The sequence below is a fragment of the Eikenella sp. NML070372 genome (assembly GCF_001648415.1).
Lineage (GTDB): Bacteria > Pseudomonadota > Gammaproteobacteria > Burkholderiales > Neisseriaceae > Eikenella > Eikenella exigua.
Map to the genome: position 1 here is coordinate 568,322 of NZ_LXSN01000004.1, position 23,476 is coordinate 591,797.

Consider the following 23,476-nt stretch of genomic DNA (forward strand, 5'->3'; position numbering starts at 1 on the left):
TGGCATTTGGCAGCAGTCTATCTGAAAAGTTTTCAGATAGACTCAAACCAAACGTTGTTGCCGGCAAACCATTCAACCAAATCAAACAGACAACGCAATGAAACAAAAACTCACCCTCCTCACCTTATCCCTTTTAGTGGCCGGCTGGCAGGTGCAGGCTGCGCCGCAAGCCGCTTCCGCCCCCCGCCAAGCCTCTGCGCCCGCCGCTTCCACTCCGGCTGCCGCTGCCAATTCCGCCGCCACTCAGCCCGTAACCGCTGTGGGGCTGCCCGAAATCAAAGCCTCAGCTTATGCCGTGTATGACGCGCAAAGCGGCCAGATGCTCGCCTCGCACAAATTAAACGAACACATCGAGCCCGCCTCGCTCACCAAGCTGATGACCGCTTATTTGGTGTTTAAAGCGCTGGAAGAAGGCAAGCTCAAACCGGATCAAACCTTTACCGTTTCCGAGCAAGGCTGGAAAGTAGAAGGATCGCGCATGTTTCTCGATCCGAAAACCCCTGCTCGCGTGGATGATTTGCTCAAAGGGGTGATTGTGCAGTCTGGTAACGATGCCTCCATTACCCTGGCCGAAGCTGTGGCCGGCAGCGAAGCACAGTTTGTGCAGCTGATGAACGCCGAAGCCAAACGGCTCGGCATGAACGACACCCATTTTGAAAATAGCACCGGCCTGCCCGGCGCGCAGCACTACACCTCGGTGCAAGACCTCATCACCCTTTCCGCCGCTATCATTCACGACTATCCGCAATACTATCGGCTCTACGCCATCCAGTCTTACAGCTACAACAACATCACCCAGCCCAACCGCAACCTGCTGCTTTACCGCGACCCTGATGTGGATGGCATGAAAACCGGCCACACCGACAGCGCCGGCTACAACCTGGTTGCCTCCAGCAAACGTAACGGCCGCCGCGTGATTTCTGTAGTGGTGGGCACTGAAAGCATGCAGGCGCGCGCCGCCGAGAGCAGCAAATTGCTCAATTGGGCGCTGCAATCTTATGACACGCCCAAGCTGTATGATGCCGAGACCGCCATTTCACAGGTGAAAGTGTATAAAGGTACAGAAAACGCCGTGAACGTGGGCTTTATCGACACCACCTATATCACCGTGCCGCACGGCCAAGCCGCCCAGCTTCAGCCCGTGCTGGAAACCGTGCAGCCCGTGCTTGCCCCGATTACTAAAGGCCAAGTACTCGGCACGGTGAAATTTATGGATGCGCAAAACCGCGTGGTGGCACAGAAAGACGTGGTGGCGCTCAACGACGTAGCTGAAGCCGGCTTCTTCGGCCGCCTGTGGGACAGCATCGTGCTGTGGTTTAAGAGCCTGTTTAGCGGGTCTTGATATGGCTTGATTGATGCGAGAAAGGCTACCTGAAATTGTTCAAGTAGCCTTTTGTTTGGGTGGTAGGGTGCGGTAATGTTGGATTGTGGGTAGGTAGGCGTTGCCACACCGACATTTTGTTCTGTCTGTCGTGCACGATGAGGCGGTTTTGCTGCAAATCGAGCTGGTTACCATAGAACTCCGCCACACTGATTTTGTGCCCTGTATAGGCTTGCAGGCTGAAATGTTGGATAAGTTGAGCGAGGGAGGCACTTGGTGTCGGGCTGCGCGCTGCACGGCCTGTTCGTTACGTTTGGCGATAACAGTGTGCAGAGTGTGGTTGGCGATATGCAAATGGTATTTGTGGCGTTCGGCTTCACCATGGGCGGCGGTGTGGGTGAATTGTTGGAAGTCGAACATGCCGCCGAGCTCGTGGAAGCAGCTGATGGCGGTACGGCATTGACGGTGTTGCCATTCGGGCAGGCTGGCGTAGGGCAGTGTTTCTAGGTATTGGAAGGATATGGGGGTTTAATTTCGTTGAAGCTGCTCTTTCAGGTAGCCTCTTTATGACCTCTTAATCAGTTTCAGGTAGCCTTTTACCCCAAGCTCAGCCGATACGTTTGAACGGGGGCAGACAGGCGAGGAGTTGTTTGCCGTAGCGGGCGGTGAGGATGCGGTTGTCGAGGATGGTGATGCGGCCGTAGTCGTGTTCGGTGCGGATGAGCCGGCCCACGGCTTGGGTGAGCTTGATGCCGGCTTCGGGCACGGTGATTTCCATGAAGGGGTTGCCGCCGCGCTGCTCTATCCAGCGGCTACGGGTTTTTTCAATGGGGTGGTCGGGCATGGTGAAGGGCAGTTTGGCGATGATGACGTGGGCGCAGTCGCTGCCGGGCAGGTCGAGGCCTTCGGCGAAGCTGTCGAGCCCGAACAGGATGCTGGCGCGGCCTTCGGCGATGGCTTGGCGGTGGCGTTCGAGCAGGATGGCTTTGGGCAGGTCGCCTTGGATGAGCAATAGGGGCAGGTGGCTTTCAGGTAGCCTTAAGGCCACGTCTTGCATCTGTTTGCGCGAGGAGAACAAAACGAGGGTGCCGACGGCTTCTTCGGGGCTGATGAGCTTGGGCAGCCATTCGGCGATTTCGGCGGTGTGGGCGTCGGCCTGCTTGGGGCTGGCGGCCACGGGCGGGATGTAGAGCTCGCCTTGGGCGGGGAAGTTGAAGGGGCTTTCCAGCGCGAGGGTGGTGGTTTCAGGTAGCCATTGCAGGCCGGTTTGTTTCAATAAATGGTCGAAGCTGCCGAGCGATTGCAGGGTGGCGGAGGTGAGGATGGCGCCGGCGGCGCGGCGCCACAGGCCGGCGGCGAGCATGGCAGCGGCGCTCACGGGGGAGGCGTGGAAGGAGTAGTCGGTTTTGTCGCTGTTGTGGCTGCATTCGATCCATTTGGCCAGCGGCGGGGCGTCGCCCGCGGGCTCGGTGGCGAGCAAGTCCCACACGGCGCTGATTTGCTCGATGCGGGCGCGGAAGATGCCGAACTCGCTGCTGAGGCGGTCGATTTGGGCGCTGTCGCTGTCTTTTTCGCGGCGGGCGGCGGAGAGGGCGTCGTTGAGGCCGTTGGCGTGTTTGTAGAGGCTTTGCGCGGCGGCGGCGGTGTTGGATACAAGCAGGGCGAGCCCTTCGGGGATTTGGCCGTCTTGCCACAGCCATTGCGGATCGCGGCCGCTGTCGTTGTAGGCGAGCTCGGGGGTGTCGCCGAGGTGGAACTGCCATTCGTAGAGGCTGTCGAGCAGGGCGGCGGCGGCTTCGTCGGCCAGGTTGGCCAGCTCGGCTTTGTCGGCCACGGCGGCGATTTTATCGGTGATTGGTGGCAGTTTTTCCAGTGCCCACACGGCTTGGTTCAGCGAATGCTCGGCGGCAAACTGGTTGAGCGCTTTTTTGGGCAGGTGGTGCGCTTCGTCGATGCAGTAGAAGCTGTGTTCGGGCGCGGGCAGGATCACGCCGCCGCCCATGCCGATGTCCACCATGAGCAAATCGTGGTTGCTCACCACCACGTCTACGGTTTCGAGCGTGTCGCGGGCAAGGTAGAAGGGGCATTCTGGGCGGTTGGGGCAGGCGGCTTTGAGGCAGCCGTAGTTGTCGTTGTTCACCTTGAGCCAGAGGGCGTCGTCGATTTTCTCCGGCCAGGTGTCGCGGTCGCCTTTGAAGCGGCGTTCGGCGAAGGCGTCGGCCAGCTCGCGCAGGGTTTGGATTTCTTCGGGCTTGGGCTTGCTGTCCCACAGGATTTGCGGGGTGTCGAAGCCGGCCAGGCTTTGCTGCGCCTGGCTTTGGGTGAGCTGGTAGAGCTTGTAGGGGCAGAGGTAGCGGCCGCGCCCTTTGGCCAGGGCAAAGGTGAGCTCGAGCCCGCTTTTTTCCACCAAAAACGGCAAATCGCGCCCCACCAGCTGCTCTTGCAGGGCTACGGTGGCGCTGGATACCACCAGCCGCTTGCCGCGCGTTTGCGCCATGATGCCGCCGGCCAAAAGATAGGCCAGGCTTTTGCCCACGCCGGTGGGGCCTTCAATCACGGCAATGCTCTCACCCTCGCGCTTGGGCGGCTCTTCGCCGTCGGCCTTTTCCAGCGTGCGCGACAGGGTGTTGGCCACGGCGGCCAGCATTTCGCGCTGCGCTTTGCGCGGGCGGAAATGGGGCAGGTTTTCGCTGATGGCTTGGTAGTGGCGGCGGATGGCGTCTTTTTCTAAATCGGTGAGCATGGCGGTGGCGGCTGGAAAGAAGCGGGTATTATAAGAGATTATGGGAGGGCTTGGGCGGGAGTGGAGGCTACCTGAAAAATATAGGGCAGGGCAGAGAGGGAATAGGTGTTCCAAAATCAGAATAAGACAATGCCATATTCTTCATGGAGACGGCTATAAGCTTTCAGGTAGCCTGTTGCGCGATAAAGGCTACCTGAAACCCGATGGCGTGCGAAATGAAAGGCAAGTACAATCCGTCGCATCAATCATCAAACAGCTGGAGAGTGAAATGTCTGAACTCTTGGAATTTTCCCGTACCGAAACCGTGGGTGCGGCAGCGGAAACGCTGGATTTTTGGCTCAACGAATGCAGTTTGGATGAAGCGCCTTCGGCCGAGGAAGTGGCGCAGTGGCAGGCGGTGCTGGACGAGCGCGGCGGGCGGTTTGTACGGCTGGCGATGATGTGTGCCGACTGGCTTGAGGAGCACCGGGCGTGAACCGCTGGCTGTGGCTGAGCGTTTTGTGGTTTGCGGGCATGATGTATGCCTTGCTGCTGCATCAGGGCGGCAACGCGCCGCTGCCGTTTGCCCATTTCGATAAAGTGGTGCATGCGGCTTTGTTTTTCGGCCAATTTTGGCTGCTGGCTAAAGTATTTTTGCTGCGGCGGCGGACTGTGCCGTGGCAAGCTTTGCTGCTGGCGGCGCTGGTATTGGCTGCGGGCAGCGAGTGGGCGCAAGGCGCGCTCACGGCATCGCGGCAGGCCGATTGGCGCGATGCGGCGGCAGACATGGCCGGCGCGGCGGCGGCGCTGTATTTGGCGGGCAGGGTGCAGGCGGCGCGCGCTTGCCAAACGGCAGACACAGACTTATAATGCGTACTCTTCGGAATGTAGCGCAGTCTGGTAGCGCACTTCGTTCGGGACGAAGGGGTCGGAGGTTCGAATCCTCTCATTCCGACCAGCTTTTCAAAAAGACTTGGTGCCGCCAAGTCTTTTTGTTTTGGTGCGGCGCAAATGCTGCGCCCTCTCGGTCTTAAAGGCTACCTGAAACTTAGGTTTCGGCCGGGCTGAATTTCCTATTCCATCCAGTTATTGCAAAGAAATCCGTTATGACCGCCTCCCTTATCCAAGACCTGCAAGCGCGCGGCCTGATCGCGCAAACCACCGACATCGAAGCTTTGAGCACGTTGTTGAACGAACAAAAAATCGCCCTCTACTGCGGTTTCGACCCGACCGCCGACAGCCTGCACATCGGCCATTTGCTGCCCGTATTGGCCTTGCGCCGTTTCCAACAGGCCGGGCATACGCCGATTGCCCTGGTGGGCGGCGCGACCGGCATGATCGGCGACCCCAGCTTCAAAGCAACCGAGCGCAGCTTGAATTCCGCCGAAACCGTTGCCGGCTGGGTGGAAAGCATCCGCAACCAGCTGAAACCGTTTTTGAGCTTTGAAGGCGAAAACGCCGCCATCATGGCGAACAACGCCGACTGGTTCGGCAGCATGAACTGCCTCGACTTCCTGCGCGACATCGGCAAGCATTTCTCCGTCAATTCCATGCTGGCGCGGGAATCCGTCAAACAGCGCATCGAGCGCGACGACGTGGGCATTTCGTTTACCGAATTTTCCTACGCCCTTTTGCAAGGCTACGACTTTGCCGAACTGAACAAACGCCACGGCGCGGTTTTGGAAATTGGCGGCTCCGACCAATGGGGCAACATCACCGCCGGTATCGACCTGACCCGCCGCCTGCACCAAAAACAAGTATTCGGCCTGACCCTGCCGCTGGTAACCAAATCCGACGGCACCAAATTCGGCAAAACCGAAGGCGGCGCGGTATGGTTGAACGCGAAGAAAACCTCGCCGTATCAGTTCTACCAGTTCTGGCTGAAAGTGGCCGATGCCGATGTGTATAAATTCCTGAAATACTTCACCTTCCTGTCTATCGAAGAAATCGACGCCATCGAAGTCAAAGACCAAGCCAGCGGCACCAAGCCCGAAGCGCAACGCATCCTCGCCGAAGAAATGACCCGCCTGATTCACGGCGAAGCCGCCCTGCAAGCCGCGCAGCGCATTACCGAGAGCCTGTTTGCCGAAGATCAAAGCAGCCTGACGGAAAGCGACTTCGAACAGCTCGCCCTCGACGGCCTGCCCGCATTTGAGGTTTCAGGTAGCCTCAATGTGGTGGAAGCCTTGGTGAAAACCGGCTTGGCTTCTTCCAACAAAGAAGCGCGCGGTTTTGTGAACAGCAAAGCGGTATTACTCAACGGCCAAGCCGCCGAATCGAACAACCCGAACCACGCCGCCGAACGCCCCGACGATGCCTACCTCTTGACCGACGCACACAAACGCTTCGGCAAATACACCATCCTCCGCCGCGGCAAACGCAACCACGCGCTTTTGGTGTGGCAATGAGTTGAATGAAAACTAAAGGCTACCTGAAACTGGTTTTCCGGCTGCTGTTCAGGTTGTCGGCAAGGTTGTTTTCATCGTATGATTCTGCCTCCGGTCAGCCGGCAGACAGTAGATTTTGCAGAACAGGCAGGCCATCAGCCTGTTCTGCAAAATCTAAATTGAAATCAGAAAGCTGAACATGCTACAGGCAATCAACCCAATCCGGCTGGCCGATAATTCAGGCCGCCCGCCGGAAACCATTTTGGTGAACGTAACGCCGCAGGAAACCCGCGTGGCGCTGTTGGAAGAAAACAAAGTGTGCGAGCTGCACATCGACCGCAACAGCGGCCACGGGCTGGTGGGCAATATTTATTTGGGCGTGGTCAAACGCGTGCTGCCCGGCATGCAGAGCGCCTTTATCGACATCGGCTTGGAGCGCGCCGCCTTTTTGCACATCGTGGACGTGCTCGAACAGCGGCAGAAGCCGGAAGAAACCCAGCGCATCGAGCATATGCTGTTTGAAGGGCAAACCATCCTGGTGCAGGTGATTAAAGACCCGATTAACAGCAAAGGCGCGCGCCTTTCCACCCAAATCTCCTTGGCCGGCCGCTTTCTCGTGTATCTGCCGCAAGACGACCACATCGGCATTTCCCAGCGCATTGAAGACGAAGAAGAGCGCAACGAATTGCGTGCCCGCCTCAAAGCCTTGCTGCCCGAAAACGCCGGTGGCTACATCATCCGCACCAGCGCCGAAAACGCCCGCGACGAAGAATTGCAGGCCGACATCGATTACCTGTCCAAGTTGTGGCAAGACATCCTCGCCCGCTCCAAAACCAGCCCGCCCGAAACCATGCTGTATCAGGATTTGCCCCTGAGCCTGCGCGTGCTGCGCGATATGTTCAACGGCAACACCCAGAAAATCTTCGTCGATTCCGCCAATAATTACCGCCTGATGCAGGAATTTGCCCAGCAATACGTGCAGGGCGCGGTGGAACGTATCCAACACTATCAGGGCGAAAAACCCTTGTTCGAGCTCCATCATGTGGAGCAGGAAATCAACCAGTCGCTCAAGCCGCGTGTGGATTTAAACTTCGGCGGCTACCTGATTATCGAGAGCACCGAAGCCATGACCACCATCGACGTGAACACCGGCGGCTTCGTGGGCGCACGCAATTTCGACGAAACCATCTTCAAAACCAACCTCGATGCCTGCCACGCCATCGCCCGCGAGCTGCGCCTGCGCAACCTCGGCGGCATGATTATTGTGGATTTCATCGATATGGTGAGCGAAGAGCACCGCCAGGCCGTATTGGGCGAGATGGCCAAAGCCCTGCGCTTCGACCGCACCCGCGTTACCCTCAACGGCTTCACCAGCCTAGGGCTGGTGGAGCTCACCCGCAAACGTTCGCGCGAAAACCTCAACCACATCCTGTGCGAACCCTGCCCCACCTGCCATGGCAGGGGCTACCTGAAAACCCCGCAAACCGTGTGCTACGAAATCCAACGCGAAATCGTGCGCGAATCCCGCCGCTTCGATGCCCGCGAATTCCGCATCCTCGCCGCACCGGCCGTTATCGATTTGTTTTTGGACGAAGAATCGCAATCGCTCGCGCTGTTGATTGATTTTATCGGCAAACCCGTTTCCCTGATGGTGGAAAACAGCTACATGCAGGAGCAGTTTGATATTGTGCTGTTGTGATGGGGTTGGATAAGAAAAAAGCTAGCTGAAAACACAGCACGGCAAGTTGCTGCTAGCTAAAATTTTTTAGCTAGCTTTTTGGTTATGGGAAGGATTTACACGGTTTGGCGATACAGCAAGAGAAAAGGCTACCTGAAGCTGTTTTCAGGTAGCCTTTTGTGCTGTGCGGCGATTATTTCTTCAGCGAATTACGGATTTCGCGCAACAGCAAGATTTCTTCGGATGGCTCGGCAGGAGCTTCTTCCGGAGCGGTTTTTTGCAGTTTGCTGATACTTTTGATCACGGCGAAGATAGCGGTGGCGATAATTAGGAAGCTGATCACGGTGTTGATAAACAGGCCGATATTCAGGGTAACCGCACCGGCAGCTTGGGCGGCGGCCAGGGTGGCGTAACCGTTGGCAGGGGCATCGGCACCTGCTTTCAGGGTGATGAACAGGTTGGAGAAGTCCACGCCGCCCAAAATCAGGCCGATAGGGGGCATGATCACGTCGTCCACCAATGATTTGACGATGCCGGAGAAGGCGGTGCCGACTACCATACCGACGGCGAGGTCAATCACGTTACCGCGCATGATGAAGGCTTTGAATTCGTCACGTAATGCCATGTGAGTTTCCTTGAATGGTTAAGAACGGCGGCATGATAATGGTTTTAGCCGCCGCCGTCTTGTAGGTTACGGATAAATTTTGTTAATTGTGGCTGAATGGCGGGGAAAGCAGCAAATTATTCGATTTCCCCGCTGTTGGCAGGCAGGATATGGCGGCAGAAACGCCAGTCGGCAACGGCTTGGTCGTCGATATAGGCTTGCGGTTTGGGCAGGAAGGTTTGGAAACAGTGGGCTATCCCCAGCTCTTCGGCACTGGCGCGGGCGTAGTCGGCACCGCCGCTGCTCCACAAGTAGAGCAGGTGGTCGGCATCGTGCAGGCGGCGGATGTGGGCGATTACGGCGGCCATGGGGATGCGCGTTTGGCCAACGCTGCGGACGAGGGTGTCGTCAACATCTACGAATATGGTTTTGGGGCGGGGCGTATTCATGTGAGGCTACCTGAAAAAAGATAGGGCTGAAGCACTTCATTTCATACGGCCATATTGCTGCCGAGTATGGTTAAAGAGGGCTTCAGCCTGATTTACAAAGGTTACCTGAAGGCAAGGCTAAGCGAAAACCCAGGCTGTTGCCTGTGCCGACTTATTCCGGGTGCATCAGTGCCTGGATTTCAGCCAGGGAAATATCGGGCACGGCGCCGTGGCGGGTAACGTTGAGCGCGCCGATGGCGCAGGCGAAGGCCAGGGTGTCTTCGGGGCTGGCGCCGGAGAGCATTTGGAACAGGAAACCGGCAAGGAAGCTGTCGCCCGCGCCCACAGAATCGGCCATGCTCACGCGAAAGCCGTGGTGGGCGAGGATTTTGCTGTGGCGGAAATACACCGCACCGTGCTGGCCGAGGGTGATGCAGATGTGGGCGGTGTCGGTATGGCCGGCGAGGTAGCGCAGGTTTTGTTCGAGGCTGTGGTAGGGCGAACCGAAGGCGGCGGAGAGTTCGTAGAGTTCGTCGTCATTGAGCTTGATGAGGTCGGCATGGCGCATGAGGCTGAGCACGCGTTCGGGCTCGTAATGCGGCTTGCGCAGGTTGACATCGAGCACGCGGAAACGGGCGGCGGGCAGGGTTTGCTCCAGTGCGGCACGGGATACGGGATCGCGGCCGGAGAGGCTGCCATACACGAGCACGTCGGATTCGTCCACGCGCGCGATTGCCGCTTCGGTTGCGCAGATTTTATCCCAGGCGCAGGGGTAGACGATGTCGTAGCTGGCGCTGCCGTCAGGCTTGAGCAGCACTTTCACCAGGCTGGTGGCGTGTTCTTCGTCGGTTTGTACCAAGTCGGCGGCCACGTTGCGCGCGGCAATCTGGCGCAGCAGCTCTTCGCCGTCGGCATCGCGGCCGCGTCGGCTGATGATGCTGCAGTCCGCGCCAAACGAGGCCAGACGCACCAAAACATTGAGCGGCGCGCCGCCAAGGGCTTTGCCGCCGGGGAAGTCGTCCCACAGTACTTCGCCAAAGCTGCTGATTTTCATGATGAGGCCTTTATAGTTGTTTATTTGGGCATTGGCAGTTTGCCTGATTTGGGTTTCAGGTAGCCCGATGGGGTAGGAAGTAAAACAGGCTACCTGAAAACAATTTATCGCTTTTCAGGTAGCCTTCCATTTGGATTACACGTTGAACAGGAAGTGCATCACGTCGCCGTCCTGCACCACGTATTCCTTGCCTTCCACGCGCATTTTGCCGGCTTCTTTGGCTTTGGCTTCGCCGCCGAGCGAGACGAAATCGTCGTAGGCAATCACTTGGGCGCGGATGAAGCCGCGTTCGAAGTCAGTGTGGATGACGCCGGCGGCTTGCGGGGCGGTGTCGCCTTTGTGAATCGTCCACGCGCGGACTTCTTTCACGCCGGCGGTGAAGTAGGTTTGCAGGCCGAGCAAGTCGTAGCCCGCACGAATCAGGCGGTTCAGGCCCGGCTCTTCCAAGCCCATTTCGGCGAGGAATTCGGCTTTTTCGTCGTCTTCCAACTCGGCGATTTCGCTCTCCATTGCGGCGCATACGGCCACGACGGGGGCGTTTTCTTTGGCGGCGAGTTCTTTCAGTCTGTCCAGATGCGGGTTGTTTTCAAAGCCGTCTTCGGCCACGTTGCCGACATACATGGCGGGTTTGGCGGTGAGCAGGAACAGCGGTTTGAGCATGGCGAGTTCTTCCGCGTCCAAGCCGAGCGAGCGCACGGGCTTGCCTTCGTTGAGGTGCGGCAGGATTTTTTTGCACAGTTCCACTAATTTTTGCGCGTCTTTGTCGCCTGAGCGGGCGCGTTTTTCTTCGCGGACGATGGCTTTTTCGACGCTGGCGAGGTCAGCAAGGGCTAGTTCGGTGCCGATGGTTTCGATGTCGGCAATCGGATCGACTTTGCCTGCGACGTGGACGATGTTGTCGTTGTCGAAGCAGCGCACGACGTTGACGATGGCGTCGGTTTCGCGGATGTTGGCGAGGAACTGGTTGCCTAAGCCTTCGCCTTTGCTCGCGCCTGCAACCAAACCGGCAATGTCGACGAATTCGACGATGGCGGGCTGCATTTTTTGCGGATTGACGATTTTTGCCAGCTCCGACATGCGCGGGTCGGGCACTTCGACGATGCCGACGTTGGGTTCGATGGTGCAGAAGGGATAGTTCGCCGCTTCGATGCCCGATTGAGTCAGTGCGTTAAAGAGGGTGGATTTGCCGACGTTGGGCAGGCCGACGATGCCGCATTTCAAGCTCATGTGTGTTCCTTAAATGCCGTTAGATTAAAATCGGCGGATTTTAACATAGAAGGCTACCTGAAAGCTGCGGTTTGGGTTTTCAGGTAGCCTTTAGGCGATTTGAAGCGGGCTGAAAACGGCGGCGCGGGATGGCAGCCGGGCAGAAGTACGGTTTCGGTCGGGCAAAATATTGTGCCGCTTCGTTGAAGCTGCGTTTTCAGGTAGCCTGCAGGGTAGAGCGGAAATAGGCAGTTTGCCCATAAGGCTGCTATAATGCCGCCCCTGTTTGGCTGGCCGTATAGCTAAAGCGGTTATTTCTTCACGCAGCTAGGAAGGAGTAAGTGCTTTGGCGTTATGCCGATAACCATACAAAGCCGCACATCACCATGCTTGAACACCTGCCTTATTTCCAGCAACACCTGCCCCGCGATTTGAGCCGCGTTAATGCGGTGATTGAGCGCGCGGTGCAATCGGAAGTGGCGCTGATTTCGCAAATCGGGCGCTACATCATCAGCGCCGGCGGCAAGCGGCTGCGGCCGGTACTTACCATCCTTTCTGGCAAGGTGCTGGACTACGATGAAGGCCCGCTCTACGCGCTGGCGGCGATGGTGGAATTCATCCATACTTCCACCCTGCTGCACGACGATGTGGTGGATGAAAGCGAGCTGCGGCGCGGCCGGAAAACGGCAAACAATATGTTCGGCAACGCCGCTGCCGTGCTGGTGGGCGATTTCCTCTACACCCGTGCCTTCCAGCTGATGGTGTCTTCAGGTAGTCTCAAGATTTTAGACGTGATGGCCGATGCCACCAACATCATCGCCGAGGGCGAAGTGTTGCAGCTGATGAATATCGGCAACACCAACATCACCGAAGCCGAATATGCGCAGGTGATCCAATATAAAACCGCCAAACTGTTTGAAGCCGCCGCACAAGTGGGCGCGATTTTGGCCGGCGCCACGCCCGAGCAGGAAATTGCGCTGAAATGCTACGGCTGCCATATCGGCACCGCCTTCCAGATTATTGACGACGTACTGGATTATTCCGGCAACATCGAAGAAACTGGTAAAAACGTGGGCGATGATTTGGCCGAAGGCAAGTCAACCCTGCCGCTGATTTACCTGATGCAAAACGCTGAGCAACCGGTGGCCGAAGCTGTGCGCTACGCACTGGAGCACTCGGACCGGAGCTATTTCAAGCAAATTCATGCCTATGTGGCGCAATCCGATGCACTGGCCTATTGCGTGAACGAGGCGCGTAAAGCAGTGGACGAGGCCTTGTCATGCTTGGCCGCGTTGCCGGATAATGAAGTGTCGCAAGCGATGCGGCAGCTTGCCGAAGAATCGCTGGCGCGTGTATCCTAGCGGCCTTTTTTCGGGAATATATAATTGCATCTGAATGTTATCCCGTTATTTTTGGTGCTGCTGATTTTGCTTGGCGTGCTCAGCAACAACCAATCCATCACCATCTCGGCCACCGTGTTGCTCCTGATGCAGTAAACTGTGCTGGTGCGCTATATTCCGCTGGCCGAATAATACGGCATTCAAGCCGGCATCATTCTGCTCACCATCGGCGTGCTCAGTCCGCTGGTGTCGGGCAGAATCCAGTTTCCCGGTTTGGCCGGTTTGATGAGCTGGAAAATACTGGCGGTGGTTTTGATGGGCATGTTGGTGGCCTGGCTGGCCGGGCGCGGCGTGCCGCTGATGAGCGAGCAGCCGGTGTTGGTAACCGGCCTGCTGCCGGGCACGATTATCGGTGTGGCGTTTTTGGGCGGCATCCCGGTGGGCCGCTGATTGCCGCGGGGATTTTGTCGCTTATTGCCGGAAAAGTGTGATTGGAAAGTTTGAGTATTTCTCGCCGTAGTTCAATGGATAGAACGTATGCCTCCTAAGCGTAAAATACAGGTTCGATTCCTGTCGGCGGGGCCATGATGAAAAGGCTACCTGAAATTTTCAGGTAGCCTTTTTCTTGCCTGCCGTTTGCAGGAAAGGGGGATTAACCCGTATTGCGCAAGCCTTGTGCCACGCCGTTGATGGTGAGGTGGATCAGGTGGATGAGCTGCGGGTTGCCCGGGTGCTGGCGCAAGCGGGCGAGCAGGGCTACCTGAAGCCAGTTGAGCGCGTTCAGGTAGGGAATGCGCAGGGCCAGGGAGCGGGCGAGGCTGCGGTTGTCGGTGAGCAGGTGGTCTTGCTCGATTAATTGCAACAGGGCGCGGCGGCTGCGTTCGAACTCGCCTGCAATGCGCTCAAACATGGCTTGGGCGGCTTGCGGTTGGGCGGCTAGGCCAACATAGGCACGGGCGATGTCCAAATCCGCTTTGGCCATCACTTGTTCCATATTGGAGAGCATGGCTTGGAAGAAGGCGCTGTGCCGCACCATATGGCGCAGGCGGTCGAGGTTGGCGGGGTTGTCGCGCAAGAGCTGTTCGACCGCGCTGCCGAAGCCATACCAAGCAGGCAGCATCAGGCGGTTTTGCGTCCAGGAGAACACCCAGGGAATGGCGCGCAAATCCTGTATCCGTGCTAGGGTTTTGCGGCTGGCGGGGCGGCTGCCGATGTTGAGGCTGGCGATTTCGTTGATCGGGCTGGTTTGCAGGAAGTAGCCCACGAAATCGGGATGGGTGATGAGTTCGCGGTAGTAGGCGAAAGCGGCGTCGGAGAGCGACTGCATCAGCGCGGCATCGGGCTCTTCGGTGCGGTGCAGCAGCAGACTGGCTTCCAGCGAGGCGGCCACCAAGGTTTCGAGGTTGCGCTCGGCGTTGTCGGCATCGGCGTATTTGGCGGTGATGACTTCGCCCTGCTCGGTGATGCGGATTTGCCCGGCCACGCTGCCGGCGGGTTGCGCCAGTACGGCTTCGTAGGATGGACCGCCGCCACGCCCCACGCTGCCGCCGCGCCCGTGGAACAGGCGCAGGCGCACTTGGTGTTTGGCAAACAGTTTCACCAAAGCCTGCTCGGCCTGATACAGCACCCATTGACTGGTTACATAACCGCCGTCTTTGTTGCTGTCGGAATAGCCGAGCATGATTTCCTGAATATTGCTGCGGCCGGCAAGCAGGTGGCGGTACCACGGTAGGGAGAAAAGATGATCCATCACGCCGATGCACTCTTGCAGCGCTTCAATGGTTTCAAACAGCGGCACGATATTGAGCCGGCTTTCAGGTAGCCATTCGGCGTTTAGACGTAACAGACCGGTTTCTTTCATAATCAAGGCCAAGGCAAGCATTTCGCTCACGTTTTCGGCATTGGAGATGATACTTTGGCGGATAGCTTCCTCGCCGAAGCCGGCTTTAATTTCGGCAGCGGCGCGGAAGATGGCCAGCTCGTGTTCGGTATCTTCGCTGTATCGGGCGAACGGGCTGTAGAGCGGGCGCGGGGAAGACAGTTCGCGCAGCAGCACGCGTTCGCGCTCGGCTTCGTTCAGCGCGGCGAAGTCTTCCAAACCGGCGGCGGCAAAGAGCCTGGCCACCACGTCGATATGCTTTTGGGTGTGTTGGCGCAAATCTAGCGGCATCAGATAAAAGCGGAACACGGAAGCGGCACGGATCAGGTCGGCCAGGCGGCCGTCGGCCAGCGGGCGGCCGCCGTTGGCGCACAAGGAAGCGTGCACGGTGTGCAGGTCGGCTAAAAATTCTTCCACTGTGTCATACGGTTCGAGCAGGCCGAACCGGCTGCCCAAGCCGCTGCCGAAACGGTGGGCAGTGGCCACGGTGCGGGCGAGGATGTAGGCCAGGGCGCGGCGGTAGGGCTCTTCTTCGCGGGCGCGTTCGGTGTCGGGTGATTTGGCTGATAAAGCCAGCACTTCGGGGCTCACGTTCACGCGCCGGATCGACATCGGCAGCTCTTCATACAGTTTGTAGAGCTGGCTGCGGTAGAAGCGGAACACGGCACTGGCCTGCTGGGCAAAGGCGGTGCGCAGGGTGTCGGCGGAAACGAAAGGGTTGCCGTCGCGGTCGCCGCCGATCCAGCCGCCGATGTGCAGCACATTGGGCAGGCGGGTGTGCGGAAAGGCTACCTGAAGGGCGGCCTCCAGCTTGCGGTATACGCCGGGTACGGCACTGAAGAAGCTGAGCGGGAAATACATGATACCGTTGCTGATTTCATCGGCCACCGTGATTTTGAAATGACGGTTTTCATTGGTTTGCCACAGCGTCCACAGCATGGTTTGCACCTGCTGCTGCAATCGTTCTTCATTCTGCCCGGCCTGGTTGGCACGTTGGTCGAGCAGGTTGCGGATTTGGCGGTGCAGGGTGAGGGTGGTTTGGCGCTGCACTTCGGTGGGATGCGCGGTGAGCACAGCGGCCACTTCGGTGTGGTTCAGCTGCTGCTGCAAGGCTTCGGCGCTTACGCCTTGCTGTTGCAGCAAATCGAGGGTGTGGCCGAAGGTGGATTTGGCGTTGTCGCGGGTTTGGCTGTGCGCCAGACGGCGGCGTTGGTGGTGTGCGTCTTCGGCAATATTGAGGATTTGTGCAAACAGGCCGCAGGCGCGGATGAGGTCTTCCAGCTGTTGGTCGTTGAGCTGCGGCAGGCTGCGTGTCACCACGTCTTGCGGTGCTTCGCCGCCCAGCAGCGCGGCCACGGCTTCCTGCACGGGGCAGTCGGTTTGCGCGGCCAGCACGGTTTGCAGCGCGCCGGTGAGGAAGGCAACGTCGTCGAAGAGCGGCGCGTCTTTGTAGGGGTGTTGGCCAGAGGGTTCGGGCATCATGGGGTTATTCCTTTGCAGAAGGTTATTCTTGGGTTAGCCGGGAAAAACGCAATGTACTGTTTGGGTAATCCAAGCCGTACACGCACCAGATCAATACGAAATAGGCAATGGCATGCAGCGGCCAGTTGGCAGGAAGGCTACCTGAAAACAGCGGAGCCGAAGGCAGGCAGGTAAACAAGATGCCCGCCAGCACCGATGCCAGAGCCAGCCATTGGTATACGCGCATGCCGAGAAAATACGGCGTTTGCGGTTCGCCGCGCAGCGATTCTTCCACAAAGCGGAACGCACCGCTGAGAATCAAATACATACCGGCAATAAACGAAGCAGGCATTTGCAGCCGGTATAAGCGCCACAGCAGGAAAAAGCTCAGGAAATTGGCGGCGATGGAATAAAACTGGGTGGGGTGCAGATTTTTCCCCTGCCAGCCGGCCAGTTTGCACACACGCGATTTATCATGGAAAAAGCGGATACCCGGCATATCGGTGGGGATGCCGTGGCAGCAGCCCTGAATCAGGCAGCGGCAGCGGCCGAACAGCTGGATGGGGCAGGCAGCCAGTGCGGCCGCGCCCAGCAGCGTCCAACCGCCCAAATCCGAACCGGCGGCAATCAGACAGCCGGCCAGCACGATGCCGAACACGCTGCCGTAGTAGCCAAACGGGCGCAGCAGTGCCGATGAGCCTTCCACCCATTGCGCCCATAAGCCCGCGCCGATAAACCCGGCCACCCCCAGCAGCCACACTGCCCACAAATACTGCGGCAGCAGATAAGCCAACACCAGGAAACCGCTCACGCCGCCCAATGCGGCATAGAAGCCGTGGTTAATCAGCCTCAGGCGGCCGAAGCGCCATTCGTGCCACGAGTTGGCAATATATTCGGCGGCACGCAACAGAGCGTGGTAGATCGGCTGCCGATGTCGGATTGCCCAATAAGCGGCCATCCCGGCCAACACATCGGCCAAGGTATGGTTGTGCGTGGTCAGGCAGCTGACGATCACCAGTATCGCCAACAAAGCCCATACCATACGCCACTGCGGGCGGCATAGGCAAGAATATCGTGCGGCCAACAGTGCCCAAAACACATGAAACGAAGGCAGCGCTGCGGCGGCGCTGTCATACTCCCGCCCCAGGGCAATCCAACGTAGCCATAACGTATTTTCAGGTAGCCTGCCATAGCGCACGGCAGCCGGAATAATCAGATAACAATAGAAAATCAGTACCATGCCCCAGAATGCGTCTAGGGCAAAGCCGCGCAGCTGGCGGTTTTGCCGCAACCACAGCGGCAGCAGCCCGGCCCACGGATAAAGCAGCACATAAAACACCACGCTGAAGCCCCACAGCGGCACAACCTCATCCCAAGCGCCGTTGCTATACCACGCATCGGGCGGCACACCCAGCCACACAAACGCTTCATACAGCAGCAGCCATACCAGCCAAACTTTCAGTCCGAGCAACAGCCGCCTGGAGAAAGCCGCCTCATGCCCGTTATCCGGCGGCAGGCTGAACAGGCCGTAGTGCAGCATCGGCCGGGCGCCGAACTGCTTGGCCATCACCTCGCGCTCGAAGCCGGCCACATAAGCCACTATGAGCAACGCAAACAGCGGCGATACCAGCCACAGCCCGCCGGGCGATTGCGCATACAGCGCCGTGCCCGTGCAAAGCAGGACGGCACCGGTATAAATCGGGTGGCGGCACAGGCGGTAGGCGCCGGAAGCCACAAAATACTGCGGTGGAAACGCATTCATCGGCAGGCCGCCGCCGCGGTACCACAGGTTGTGCATCGCCCACAGGATTAATGAGAGCCCGGCTGCCGTCATCAGTGCGCCGGCCAGTGGGTAGGGCGGTACGGGCAGCCGCACCACATCCGAAGTGTGCCGTGCCCAATATTGCAGCACCAGCGGCAGCAGCAGGCAGAATACCAAGGCATAAACAATTTTTTGCAGGGTAACGCTTATTTTTTGCCATAACACCCTCTCGTATAAGGCCCAGCCTTCCACGGCAATATTTTCAGGTAGCCTCAGGGTGGCGCGGCTTTTCCATTTTTGTTCGCGGCTGGATAAAAATCTGCGGCTGAATAGTAGCCGCAACAATGGGTTGCGCGCTGCAATGGCCAGCAGCGGCTCGTCTTTTATCGTTTCCGGTGCAGCAAACTCCAGATGTAGGCCGAGTGCGGGCGCTTTCAGCCCGCCGGCTTCCAGCACGAAATCTTCAGTTAGCACGCCGTTGTAGTACAAACGTTTCAGCGGCATTTCGCCGCGCCATTCGATCCACACCACATAGTGCTGCTCCGATACGAAACGCCCCCAATACAGCTCGCATAACGGCAGCTGTTGCGGCCAAAAATCCATTTCCAGCGTTTCGGCATAACCCAAGCCGCTGTATTCCTGCCCGTTTAAGGCTACCTGAAAACGGGCGCTGGGCGTGTGTGCATGCCAAACGAGCCGGCGTTTGCCGCCGGCCGGCAAGGTAAGCCGGACACCGTCGGACAAAGCCTGCCAGCGGCCTTCGAGGCCAAGCTTGGGTTGCCGGATGCTGTTGGGGGATAGTTGCGATGCGCTCAGGCAGCTGCGTTCGATGGTGCAGCCGTGGGCCGGGCTGAAAATCAGGGCGGAATATGGCAGCTTGATGCCGTGATAATGCAGCTCGGCCGCATAGGCAATCAATGCGTTGCCGGCAGAATCGATGCCGTCGAAATAATGTTTGCGCAGGCGGAACATGATGGGGTAAAAGCGGTTTGGCCGGATGAGGCTACCTGAAAAATAGCAGTTTCGTGCCAGCCGATATTTTCAGGTAGCCTTGGCTGGCATGGCCGGCATGCCGTTTGATTGCAATTTACGCGGCAGCTGGTCGGAAGGAAACGGCTTACAGCGCGGCTTCGTCCCGCTCGCCAGTGCGGATGCGCACCACGCCTTCCACCGGCAGGATGAAGATTTTGCCGTCGCCGATTTTGCCGGAGTTAGCCGCCTGCATGATCGCTTCTACCGACTGCTCGACCATGCTGTCTTCCAGCACGATTTCCAGCCGGATTTTGGGCAGGAAATCCACTGCGTATTCCGCGCCGCGATAGATTTCAGTATGGCCTTTTTGGCGGCCGAAGCCTTTCACTTCGGTTACGGTCATGCCGTTTACACCGATATCGGTGAGCGCATCGCGCACGTCGTCGAGTTTGAACGGTTTGATGATGGCTTCGATTTTCTTCATGGGTTCCTCGGGGGGTGGTATATAAGGTTTTAGGCAGTTAAGCTACCACAAGCCCGCAACGCTTTCAATCGCCCGTTTCGCCGACAGGACGGGGCAGATTTGGCGTATAATCACGCCTCCCCAACCCCCTCTCATGCGAGTCTGCCCATGCCTATCCTCTTCCTGCGCGGCGAGCGCGCCCTCTCCGGTTTCCGTGTTGAAAAACTGCTGCAAAAATCTGCTGCTTTGAGGCTACCTGAAGCCGGAATCCGCAGCGAATATTGGTATTTTGCCGATTGCGCCGAACACTTGAATGCAGCAGATTCGGAAAAATTGGAAGCGTTGCTGGCGGGGCAGGTGGCATCGGAGTTGCCGCAGTCTTCAGGCAGCCTGCATCTGTTTCTCATCACGCCGCGTATCGGCACGATTTCGCCTTGGGCTTCCAAAGCCACGGAAATTGCAAAAAACTGCGGCTTCACCCAAATCCGGCGCATCGAACGCGGCATGGCAGTGTGGCTTTCAGGTAGCCTTTCCGAAGCGCAGAAACAGCAATGGGCAGCTTTGCTGCACGACCGCATGACCGAATCCGTGCTGCCTGATTTTCAGGCGGCCGCCAAATTGTTCGCCCACCCCGAAGCGCAAACCTTCGATACGGTAGATGTGCTCTCCGGCGGCCGTGCCGCCCTGGAAAAAGCCAATACCGACTTGGGCTTGGCACTCTCGCCCGACGAAATCGATTATCTGCTGGACAATTATCGGGCTTTGAAACGCAATCCGTCTGATGTGGAACTGATGATGTTCGCACAGGCCAACAGCGAACACTGCCGCCACAAAATCTTCAATGCCGACTTCATCTTAAACGGCGAAAAGCAGCCCAAATCGCTGTTCCGCATGATTCGCGACACGCACGAAGCCGCGCCGGCCGGCACGGTGGTGGCGTATAAGGACAACGCCTCGGTAATCGAAGGCGCAAAAATCGCCCGTTTTTATCCTGATGCATCGGCCAATCAGGGCTACCGTTTCCACGAAGAAGACACCCATATCCTGATGAAGGTGGAAACGCACAACCACCCCACGGCGATTGCGCCGTTTGCCGGTGCGGCCACGGGCGCGGGCGGCGAAATCCGCGACGAAGGCGCAACGGGGCGCGGCGCGCGCCCCAAAGCTGGTCTCACCGGCTATACGGTTTCCAACCTCAATGTCCCCGATTTGAAACAGCCTTGGGAAGGCGGCTACGGCAAGCCCGCCCACATCGCCCCCCCGCTCGACATCATGATTGAAGCTCCCATCGGCGGCGCGGCGTTCAACAACGAATTCGGCCGCCCGAACCTGCTGGGCTATTTCCGCACCTTTGAAGCCGAGTTCGACGGCCAAATGCGCGGCTATCACAAGCCGATTATGATTGCCGGCGGTTTGGGCAATATTCAGGCAGAACAAACGCATAAACACGAAATTCCCGCAGGCGCGCTTTTGGTGCAGCTCGGCGGGCCGGGCATGCTTATCGGCTTGGGCGGCGGCGCGGCTTCGTCGATGGATACGGGCGCGAACGATGCTTCGCTCGATTTCAACTCCGTGCAGCGCGGCAACCCCGAAATCGAACGGCGCGCGCAGGAAGTAATCGACCGCTGCTGGCAGCTCGGCGCGTCCAACCCGATTATCGCCATTCACGACGTGGGCGCGGGCGGCCTGTCCAACGCTTTCCCCGAATTGGTCAACGATGCCGGGCGCGGCGCAATCTTCGAACTGCGCGCCGTACCGCTGGAAGAGCATGGCCTGACGCCGCTGCAAATCTGGTGCAACGAGGCGCAGGAACGTTATGTATTGTCGATTCTGGAAAAAGATTTGGACACCTTCCGCGCCATTTGCGAACGCGAGCGCTGCCCGTTTGCCGTGGTCGGCACGGCTACCGACGACGGGCATTTGCAGGTGCGCGACGATTTGTTTGCCAACAAGCCGGTGGATTTGCCGCTGAACGTATTGCTCGGCAAACCGCCCAAAACCACGCGCACCGATAAAACGCAACAACAGCCTGAAAAACCGTTTTCAGATAGCCATATCGATTTGAAGGAAGCCGCCTACCGCGTATTGCAACTGCCCGCCGTGGCCGCGAAAAACTTCCTGATTACCATCGGCGACCGCAGCGTGGGCGGCTTGACCCACCGCGACCAGATGGTCGGCCGCTGGCAAACCCCCGTGGCCAACTGCGCTGTGACCATCATGGGCTTCGATACGCATCGCGGCGAAGCGATGGCCATGGGCGAAAAATCCGCCGTCGCGCTGTTTGACGCGCCTGCTTCGGGCAGGATGTGTATCGGTGAAGCCGTTACCAATATCGCGGCGGTTAATATCGGCAATATCGGCAACATCAAATTCTCCGCCAACTGGATGGCCGCCTGCGGCAATGCGGGCGAAGACGAGAAGCTCTACCGCACGGTGGAAGCCGTGTCGCAGATGTGCCAGGAAATCGGCGTGAGCATCCCTGTGGGCAAAGACAGCCTTTCCATGAAAACCGTGTGGCAGGACGGCGCGGAGAAAAAATCCGTGGTGTCGCCGTTGAGCCTGATTGCCACCGCCTTCGCCCCTGTGCAGGACGTGCGCAAAACGGTTACACCCGATATCAAGCCGGTGGCGGACAGCGTGCTGCTGCTGGTGGATTTGGGGCAAGGCAAAGCCCGCATGGGTGGCTCGGCCTTAACGCAGGTGTATGGCGAATTGGGCGGCGAAGCGCCCGACATCGAAGCAGGCTACCTGAAAAAGTTTTACGATGTGATTCAGCAGCTGGTGCAAGAAGATAAACTGCTGGCCTACCACGACCGTTCGGACGGCGGCCTGTTTGCCACGCTGGCGGAAATGGCGTTTGCGGGGCGGAGCGGCTTGGAAGCGAATATCGATGAATACGCGCAGGTTCTGTTTAAAGAATGGGAAAACAAACTGCCGAACGCGATTGTGGAAGAGGTGTTGCCACTCGCTAATCTGACGGCCTTATTCAACGAAGAGCTGGGCGCGGTATTGCAGGTGCGGAAGCAGGATTTTGCCGATGTGATGGCGGCATTTGATAAACAAGGCTTGGGCAACGCGGTTTACTGCATCGGACAGGCGCATTGCGGCAGCAATTTCACGGTTGTGAATGACGGGGAGACTTTGTTTGACCAACCCCTGGTAGATTTGCAACGCGCCTGGCAGTCCACCTCCCACCAAATCCAACGTCTGCGAGACAACCCGGCTTGCGCCGACAGCGAATTTGCCTTGCTGGCCGACAAAGAACGCAGCCGGTTGTTTGCCGATTTAAGCTTTGATGTGAAACAGGATGTTGCCGCGCCGTTTATCAACAGCGGGGCGAAACCCAAAATCGCCATTCTGCGCGAACAGGGCGTGAACGGCCAAGTGGAAATGGCCGCCGCCTTCACCCGCGCCGGTTTTGATGCCTACGATGTGCATATGTCCGACCTGATGGCAGGCCGCGTGAAGCTGGACACCTTCCAAATGCTGGCTGCCTGCGGCGGGTTTAGCTACGGCGACGTGCTGGGCGCGGGCGCAGGCTGGGCGAAATCTATCCTGTTCCACAGCAAATTGCGCGACCAATTCGCCGAATTCTTCGCTAGGCCAGACACGCTCGCACTCGGCGTGTGCAATGGCTGCCAGATGATGGCCAACCTGGCCGAAATTATCCCCGGCGCGGAGGGCTGGCCGAAGTTCCGCCGCAACGAATCCGAACAGTTTGAAGCCCGCCTGAGCATGGTGCGCGTGCCGCAATCGCCCTCGCTGATTTTGGCCGATATGGTGGGCAGCAGCCTGCCCGTGGTGGTTAGCCATGGCGAAGGCCGCGCCGATTTCGCCCACTTGGGGCGAGCTGAAAACCAAGTTTCAGCTAGCCTGAAAACCGCCATGCAATATATCGACGGGCAGGGCAAGCCCACCCAAACCTACCCACTCAACCCCAACGGCTCGCCCGATGCCATCGCCGCCGTCACCACTGCCGACGGCCGCGTAACCATCATGATGCCGCACCCCGAGCGCGTGTACCGCAGCGCGCAAATGAGCTGGCTGCCGGAAGAGTGGCGCGACAGCGAACTGGCCGGCTGGTATCGGATGTTTGCTACGGCACGGAAGGTGCTGGGCTAGGCTGTCGGGCAAAATAAGGCTACCTGAAAGTATCGGCTTCTATAGTGAATTAAATTTAAACCAGTACAGCGTTGCCT

16 protein-coding genes, 2 tRNA genes and 1 pseudogene are annotated in these 23,476 nt (G+C 58.3%); 11 read left to right on the forward strand and 8 right to left on the reverse strand.

The genetic code is table 11. The annotated features are described in order from the left end of the window. Window positions 1-97 precede the first annotated feature (97 nt). Both A7P97_RS04570 and A7P97_RS04575 read left to right on the forward strand, forming a co-directional pair. Window positions 98-1,342 (forward strand): D-alanyl-D-alanine carboxypeptidase family protein, encoded by a 1,245-nt coding sequence (locus A7P97_RS04570; RefSeq protein WP_067530570.1) that lies wholly within the window; start codon window positions 98-100, stop codon window positions 1,340-1,342. Window positions 1,343-1,597: 255 nt separating this feature from the next. Further along, the gene (locus A7P97_RS04575) at window positions 1,598-1,828 is read left to right on the forward strand and encodes a hypothetical protein (protein ID WP_125080264.1); all 231 of its coding nucleotides are present in this window, start codon (window positions 1,598-1,600) and stop codon (window positions 1,826-1,828) included. 100 nt (window positions 1,829-1,928) lie between these two features. Here the strand turns inward: A7P97_RS04575 and dinG are convergent, their stop codons facing one another. After that, the gene (gene dinG, locus A7P97_RS04580; protein ID WP_067530572.1) at window positions 1,929-4,064 is read right to left on the reverse strand and encodes an ATP-dependent DNA helicase DinG; all 2,136 of its coding nucleotides are present in this window, start codon (window positions 4,062-4,064) and stop codon (window positions 1,929-1,931) included. 268 nt (window positions 4,065-4,332) lie between these two features. Between dinG and A7P97_RS04585 the strand changes: the two genes are divergently transcribed. From A7P97_RS04585 to rng, 5 genes are all read left to right on the forward strand, one after another. Then, on the forward strand, window positions 4,333-4,539 hold the full coding sequence (locus A7P97_RS04585; RefSeq protein ID WP_067530978.1) for a dioxygenase: 207 nt from the start codon (window positions 4,333-4,335) through the stop codon (window positions 4,537-4,539). Further along, window positions 4,536-4,913: a hypothetical protein gene (locus A7P97_RS04590; protein WP_082887600.1), complete on the forward strand. Its 378-nt coding sequence runs from the start codon at window positions 4,536-4,538 to the stop codon at window positions 4,911-4,913. The genes A7P97_RS04585 and A7P97_RS04590 overlap by 4 nt, the downstream gene beginning before the upstream one ends. A gap of 11 nt (window positions 4,914-4,924) precedes the next feature. Next, window positions 4,925-5,001, forward strand: a tRNA-Pro gene (locus tag A7P97_RS04595). Window positions 5,002-5,149: 148 nt separating this feature from the next. Continuing rightward, window positions 5,150-6,451, forward strand: a complete 1,302-nt coding sequence (gene tyrS / locus A7P97_RS04600; protein ID WP_067530573.1) for a tyrosine--tRNA ligase — start codon at window positions 5,150-5,152, stop codon at window positions 6,449-6,451. 178 nt (window positions 6,452-6,629) lie between these two features. Next, a complete protein-coding gene (gene rng / locus A7P97_RS04605) occupies window positions 6,630-8,129 on the forward strand; it encodes a ribonuclease G (protein ID WP_067530574.1) in 1,500 nt (499 codons plus the stop codon). 172 nt (window positions 8,130-8,301) lie between these two features. Here the strand turns inward: rng and mscL are convergent, their stop codons facing one another. The 4 genes from mscL to ychF all read right to left on the reverse strand — a co-directional run bounded on the left by mscL (window position 8,302) and on the right by ychF (window position 11,421). Next, a complete protein-coding gene (gene mscL, locus A7P97_RS04610) occupies window positions 8,302-8,733 on the reverse strand; it encodes a large conductance mechanosensitive channel protein MscL (RefSeq protein WP_067530575.1) in 432 nt (143 codons plus the stop codon). A gap of 116 nt (window positions 8,734-8,849) precedes the next feature. After that, window positions 8,850-9,161 carry a DUF705 domain-containing protein gene (locus A7P97_RS04615; protein WP_067530576.1) on the reverse strand — a complete coding sequence of 104 codons (312 nt, stop codon included), beginning with the start codon at window positions 9,159-9,161 and terminating at the stop codon, window positions 8,850-8,852. A gap of 151 nt (window positions 9,162-9,312) precedes the next feature. After that, entirely contained in the window at window positions 9,313-10,194 is an 882-nt protein-coding gene (locus A7P97_RS04620) for a carbohydrate kinase (RefSeq protein WP_067530577.1), read from the reverse strand. A gap of 135 nt (window positions 10,195-10,329) precedes the next feature. Further along, window positions 10,330-11,421, reverse strand: a complete 1,092-nt coding sequence (ychF, locus tag A7P97_RS04625) for a redox-regulated ATPase YchF (RefSeq protein WP_067530578.1) — start codon at window positions 11,419-11,421, stop codon at window positions 10,330-10,332. Window positions 11,422-11,786: 365 nt separating this feature from the next. Between ychF and A7P97_RS04630 the strand changes: the two genes are divergently transcribed. From A7P97_RS04630 to A7P97_RS04640, 3 genes and pseudogenes are all read left to right on the forward strand, one after another. Beyond that, complete coding sequence (locus tag A7P97_RS04630) at window positions 11,787-12,761, forward strand: polyprenyl synthetase family protein (RefSeq protein ID WP_067530981.1); 975 nt, start codon at window positions 11,787-11,789, stop codon at window positions 12,759-12,761. 24 nt (window positions 12,762-12,785) lie between these two features. Next, window positions 12,786-13,231 (forward strand): annotated as a pseudogene (locus A7P97_RS04635) (DUF441 domain-containing protein). Window positions 13,232-13,250: 19 nt separating this feature from the next. Further along, window positions 13,251-13,325 (forward strand) — tRNA-Arg (locus A7P97_RS04640). Window positions 13,326-13,392: 67 nt separating this feature from the next. Here A7P97_RS04640 and ppc read toward each other — a convergent pair. From ppc to A7P97_RS04655, 3 genes are all read right to left on the reverse strand, one after another. Further along, entirely contained in the window at window positions 13,393-16,101 is a 2,709-nt protein-coding gene (gene ppc / locus A7P97_RS04645; protein ID WP_067596322.1) for a phosphoenolpyruvate carboxylase, read from the reverse strand. A 22-nt stretch (window positions 16,102-16,123) separates the two neighbouring features. Further along, window positions 16,124-18,814, reverse strand: coding sequence for a prolipoprotein diacylglyceryl transferase family protein (locus A7P97_RS04650; protein ID WP_231865653.1), 2,691 nt, complete (start codon window positions 18,812-18,814; stop codon window positions 16,124-16,126). Between the two features lie 145 nt (window positions 18,815-18,959). Next, entirely contained in the window at window positions 18,960-19,298 is a 339-nt protein-coding gene (locus A7P97_RS04655; protein ID WP_067530580.1) for a P-II family nitrogen regulator, read from the reverse strand. Window positions 19,299-19,445: 147 nt separating this feature from the next. Here A7P97_RS04655 and purL point away from each other — a divergent pair, with 147 nt between their 5' ends. Continuing rightward, the gene (gene purL / locus A7P97_RS04660; protein WP_067530581.1) at window positions 19,446-23,399 is read left to right on the forward strand and encodes a phosphoribosylformylglycinamidine synthase; all 3,954 of its coding nucleotides are present in this window, start codon (window positions 19,446-19,448) and stop codon (window positions 23,397-23,399) included. Window positions 23,400-23,476: the final 77 nt, after the last annotated feature.

Coding starts and splice junctions, on each gene's coding strand:
- A7P97_RS04615 (WP_067530576.1), bottom strand. CDS start 9,161: ATGAATACGCCCCGCCCCAAAACCATATTCGTAGATGTTGACGACACC.
- A7P97_RS04650 (WP_231865653.1), bottom strand. CDS start 18,814: ATGTTCCGCCTGCGCAAACATTATTTCGACGGCATCGATTCTGCCGGC.
- A7P97_RS04655 (WP_067530580.1), bottom strand. CDS start 19,298: ATGAAGAAAATCGAAGCCATCATCAAACCGTTCAAACTCGACGACGTG.
- A7P97_RS04630 (WP_067530981.1), top strand. CDS start 11,787: ATGCTTGAACACCTGCCTTATTTCCAGCAACACCTGCCCCGCGATTTG.
- rng (WP_067530574.1), top strand. CDS start 6,630: ATGCTACAGGCAATCAACCCAATCCGGCTGGCCGATAATTCAGGCCGC.
- tyrS (WP_067530573.1), top strand. CDS start 5,150: ATGACCGCCTCCCTTATCCAAGACCTGCAAGCGCGCGGCCTGATCGCG.
- purL (WP_067530581.1), top strand. CDS start 19,446: ATGCCTATCCTCTTCCTGCGCGGCGAGCGCGCCCTCTCCGGTTTCCGT.
- mscL (WP_067530575.1), bottom strand. CDS start 8,733: ATGGCATTACGTGACGAATTCAAAGCCTTCATCATGCGCGGTAACGTG.
- dinG (WP_067530572.1), bottom strand. CDS start 4,064: ATGCTCACCGATTTAGAAAAAGACGCCATCCGCCGCCACTACCAAGCC.
- ppc (WP_067596322.1), bottom strand. CDS start 16,101: ATGATGCCCGAACCCTCTGGCCAACACCCCTACAAAGACGCGCCGCTC.
- A7P97_RS04620 (WP_067530577.1), bottom strand. CDS start 10,194: ATGAAAATCAGCAGCTTTGGCGAAGTACTGTGGGACGACTTCCCCGGC.
- ychF (WP_067530578.1), bottom strand. CDS start 11,421: ATGAGCTTGAAATGCGGCATCGTCGGCCTGCCCAACGTCGGCAAATCC.
- A7P97_RS04585 (WP_067530978.1), top strand. CDS start 4,333: ATGTCTGAACTCTTGGAATTTTCCCGTACCGAAACCGTGGGTGCGGCA.
- A7P97_RS04570 (WP_067530570.1), top strand. CDS start 98: ATGAAACAAAAACTCACCCTCCTCACCTTATCCCTTTTAGTGGCCGGC.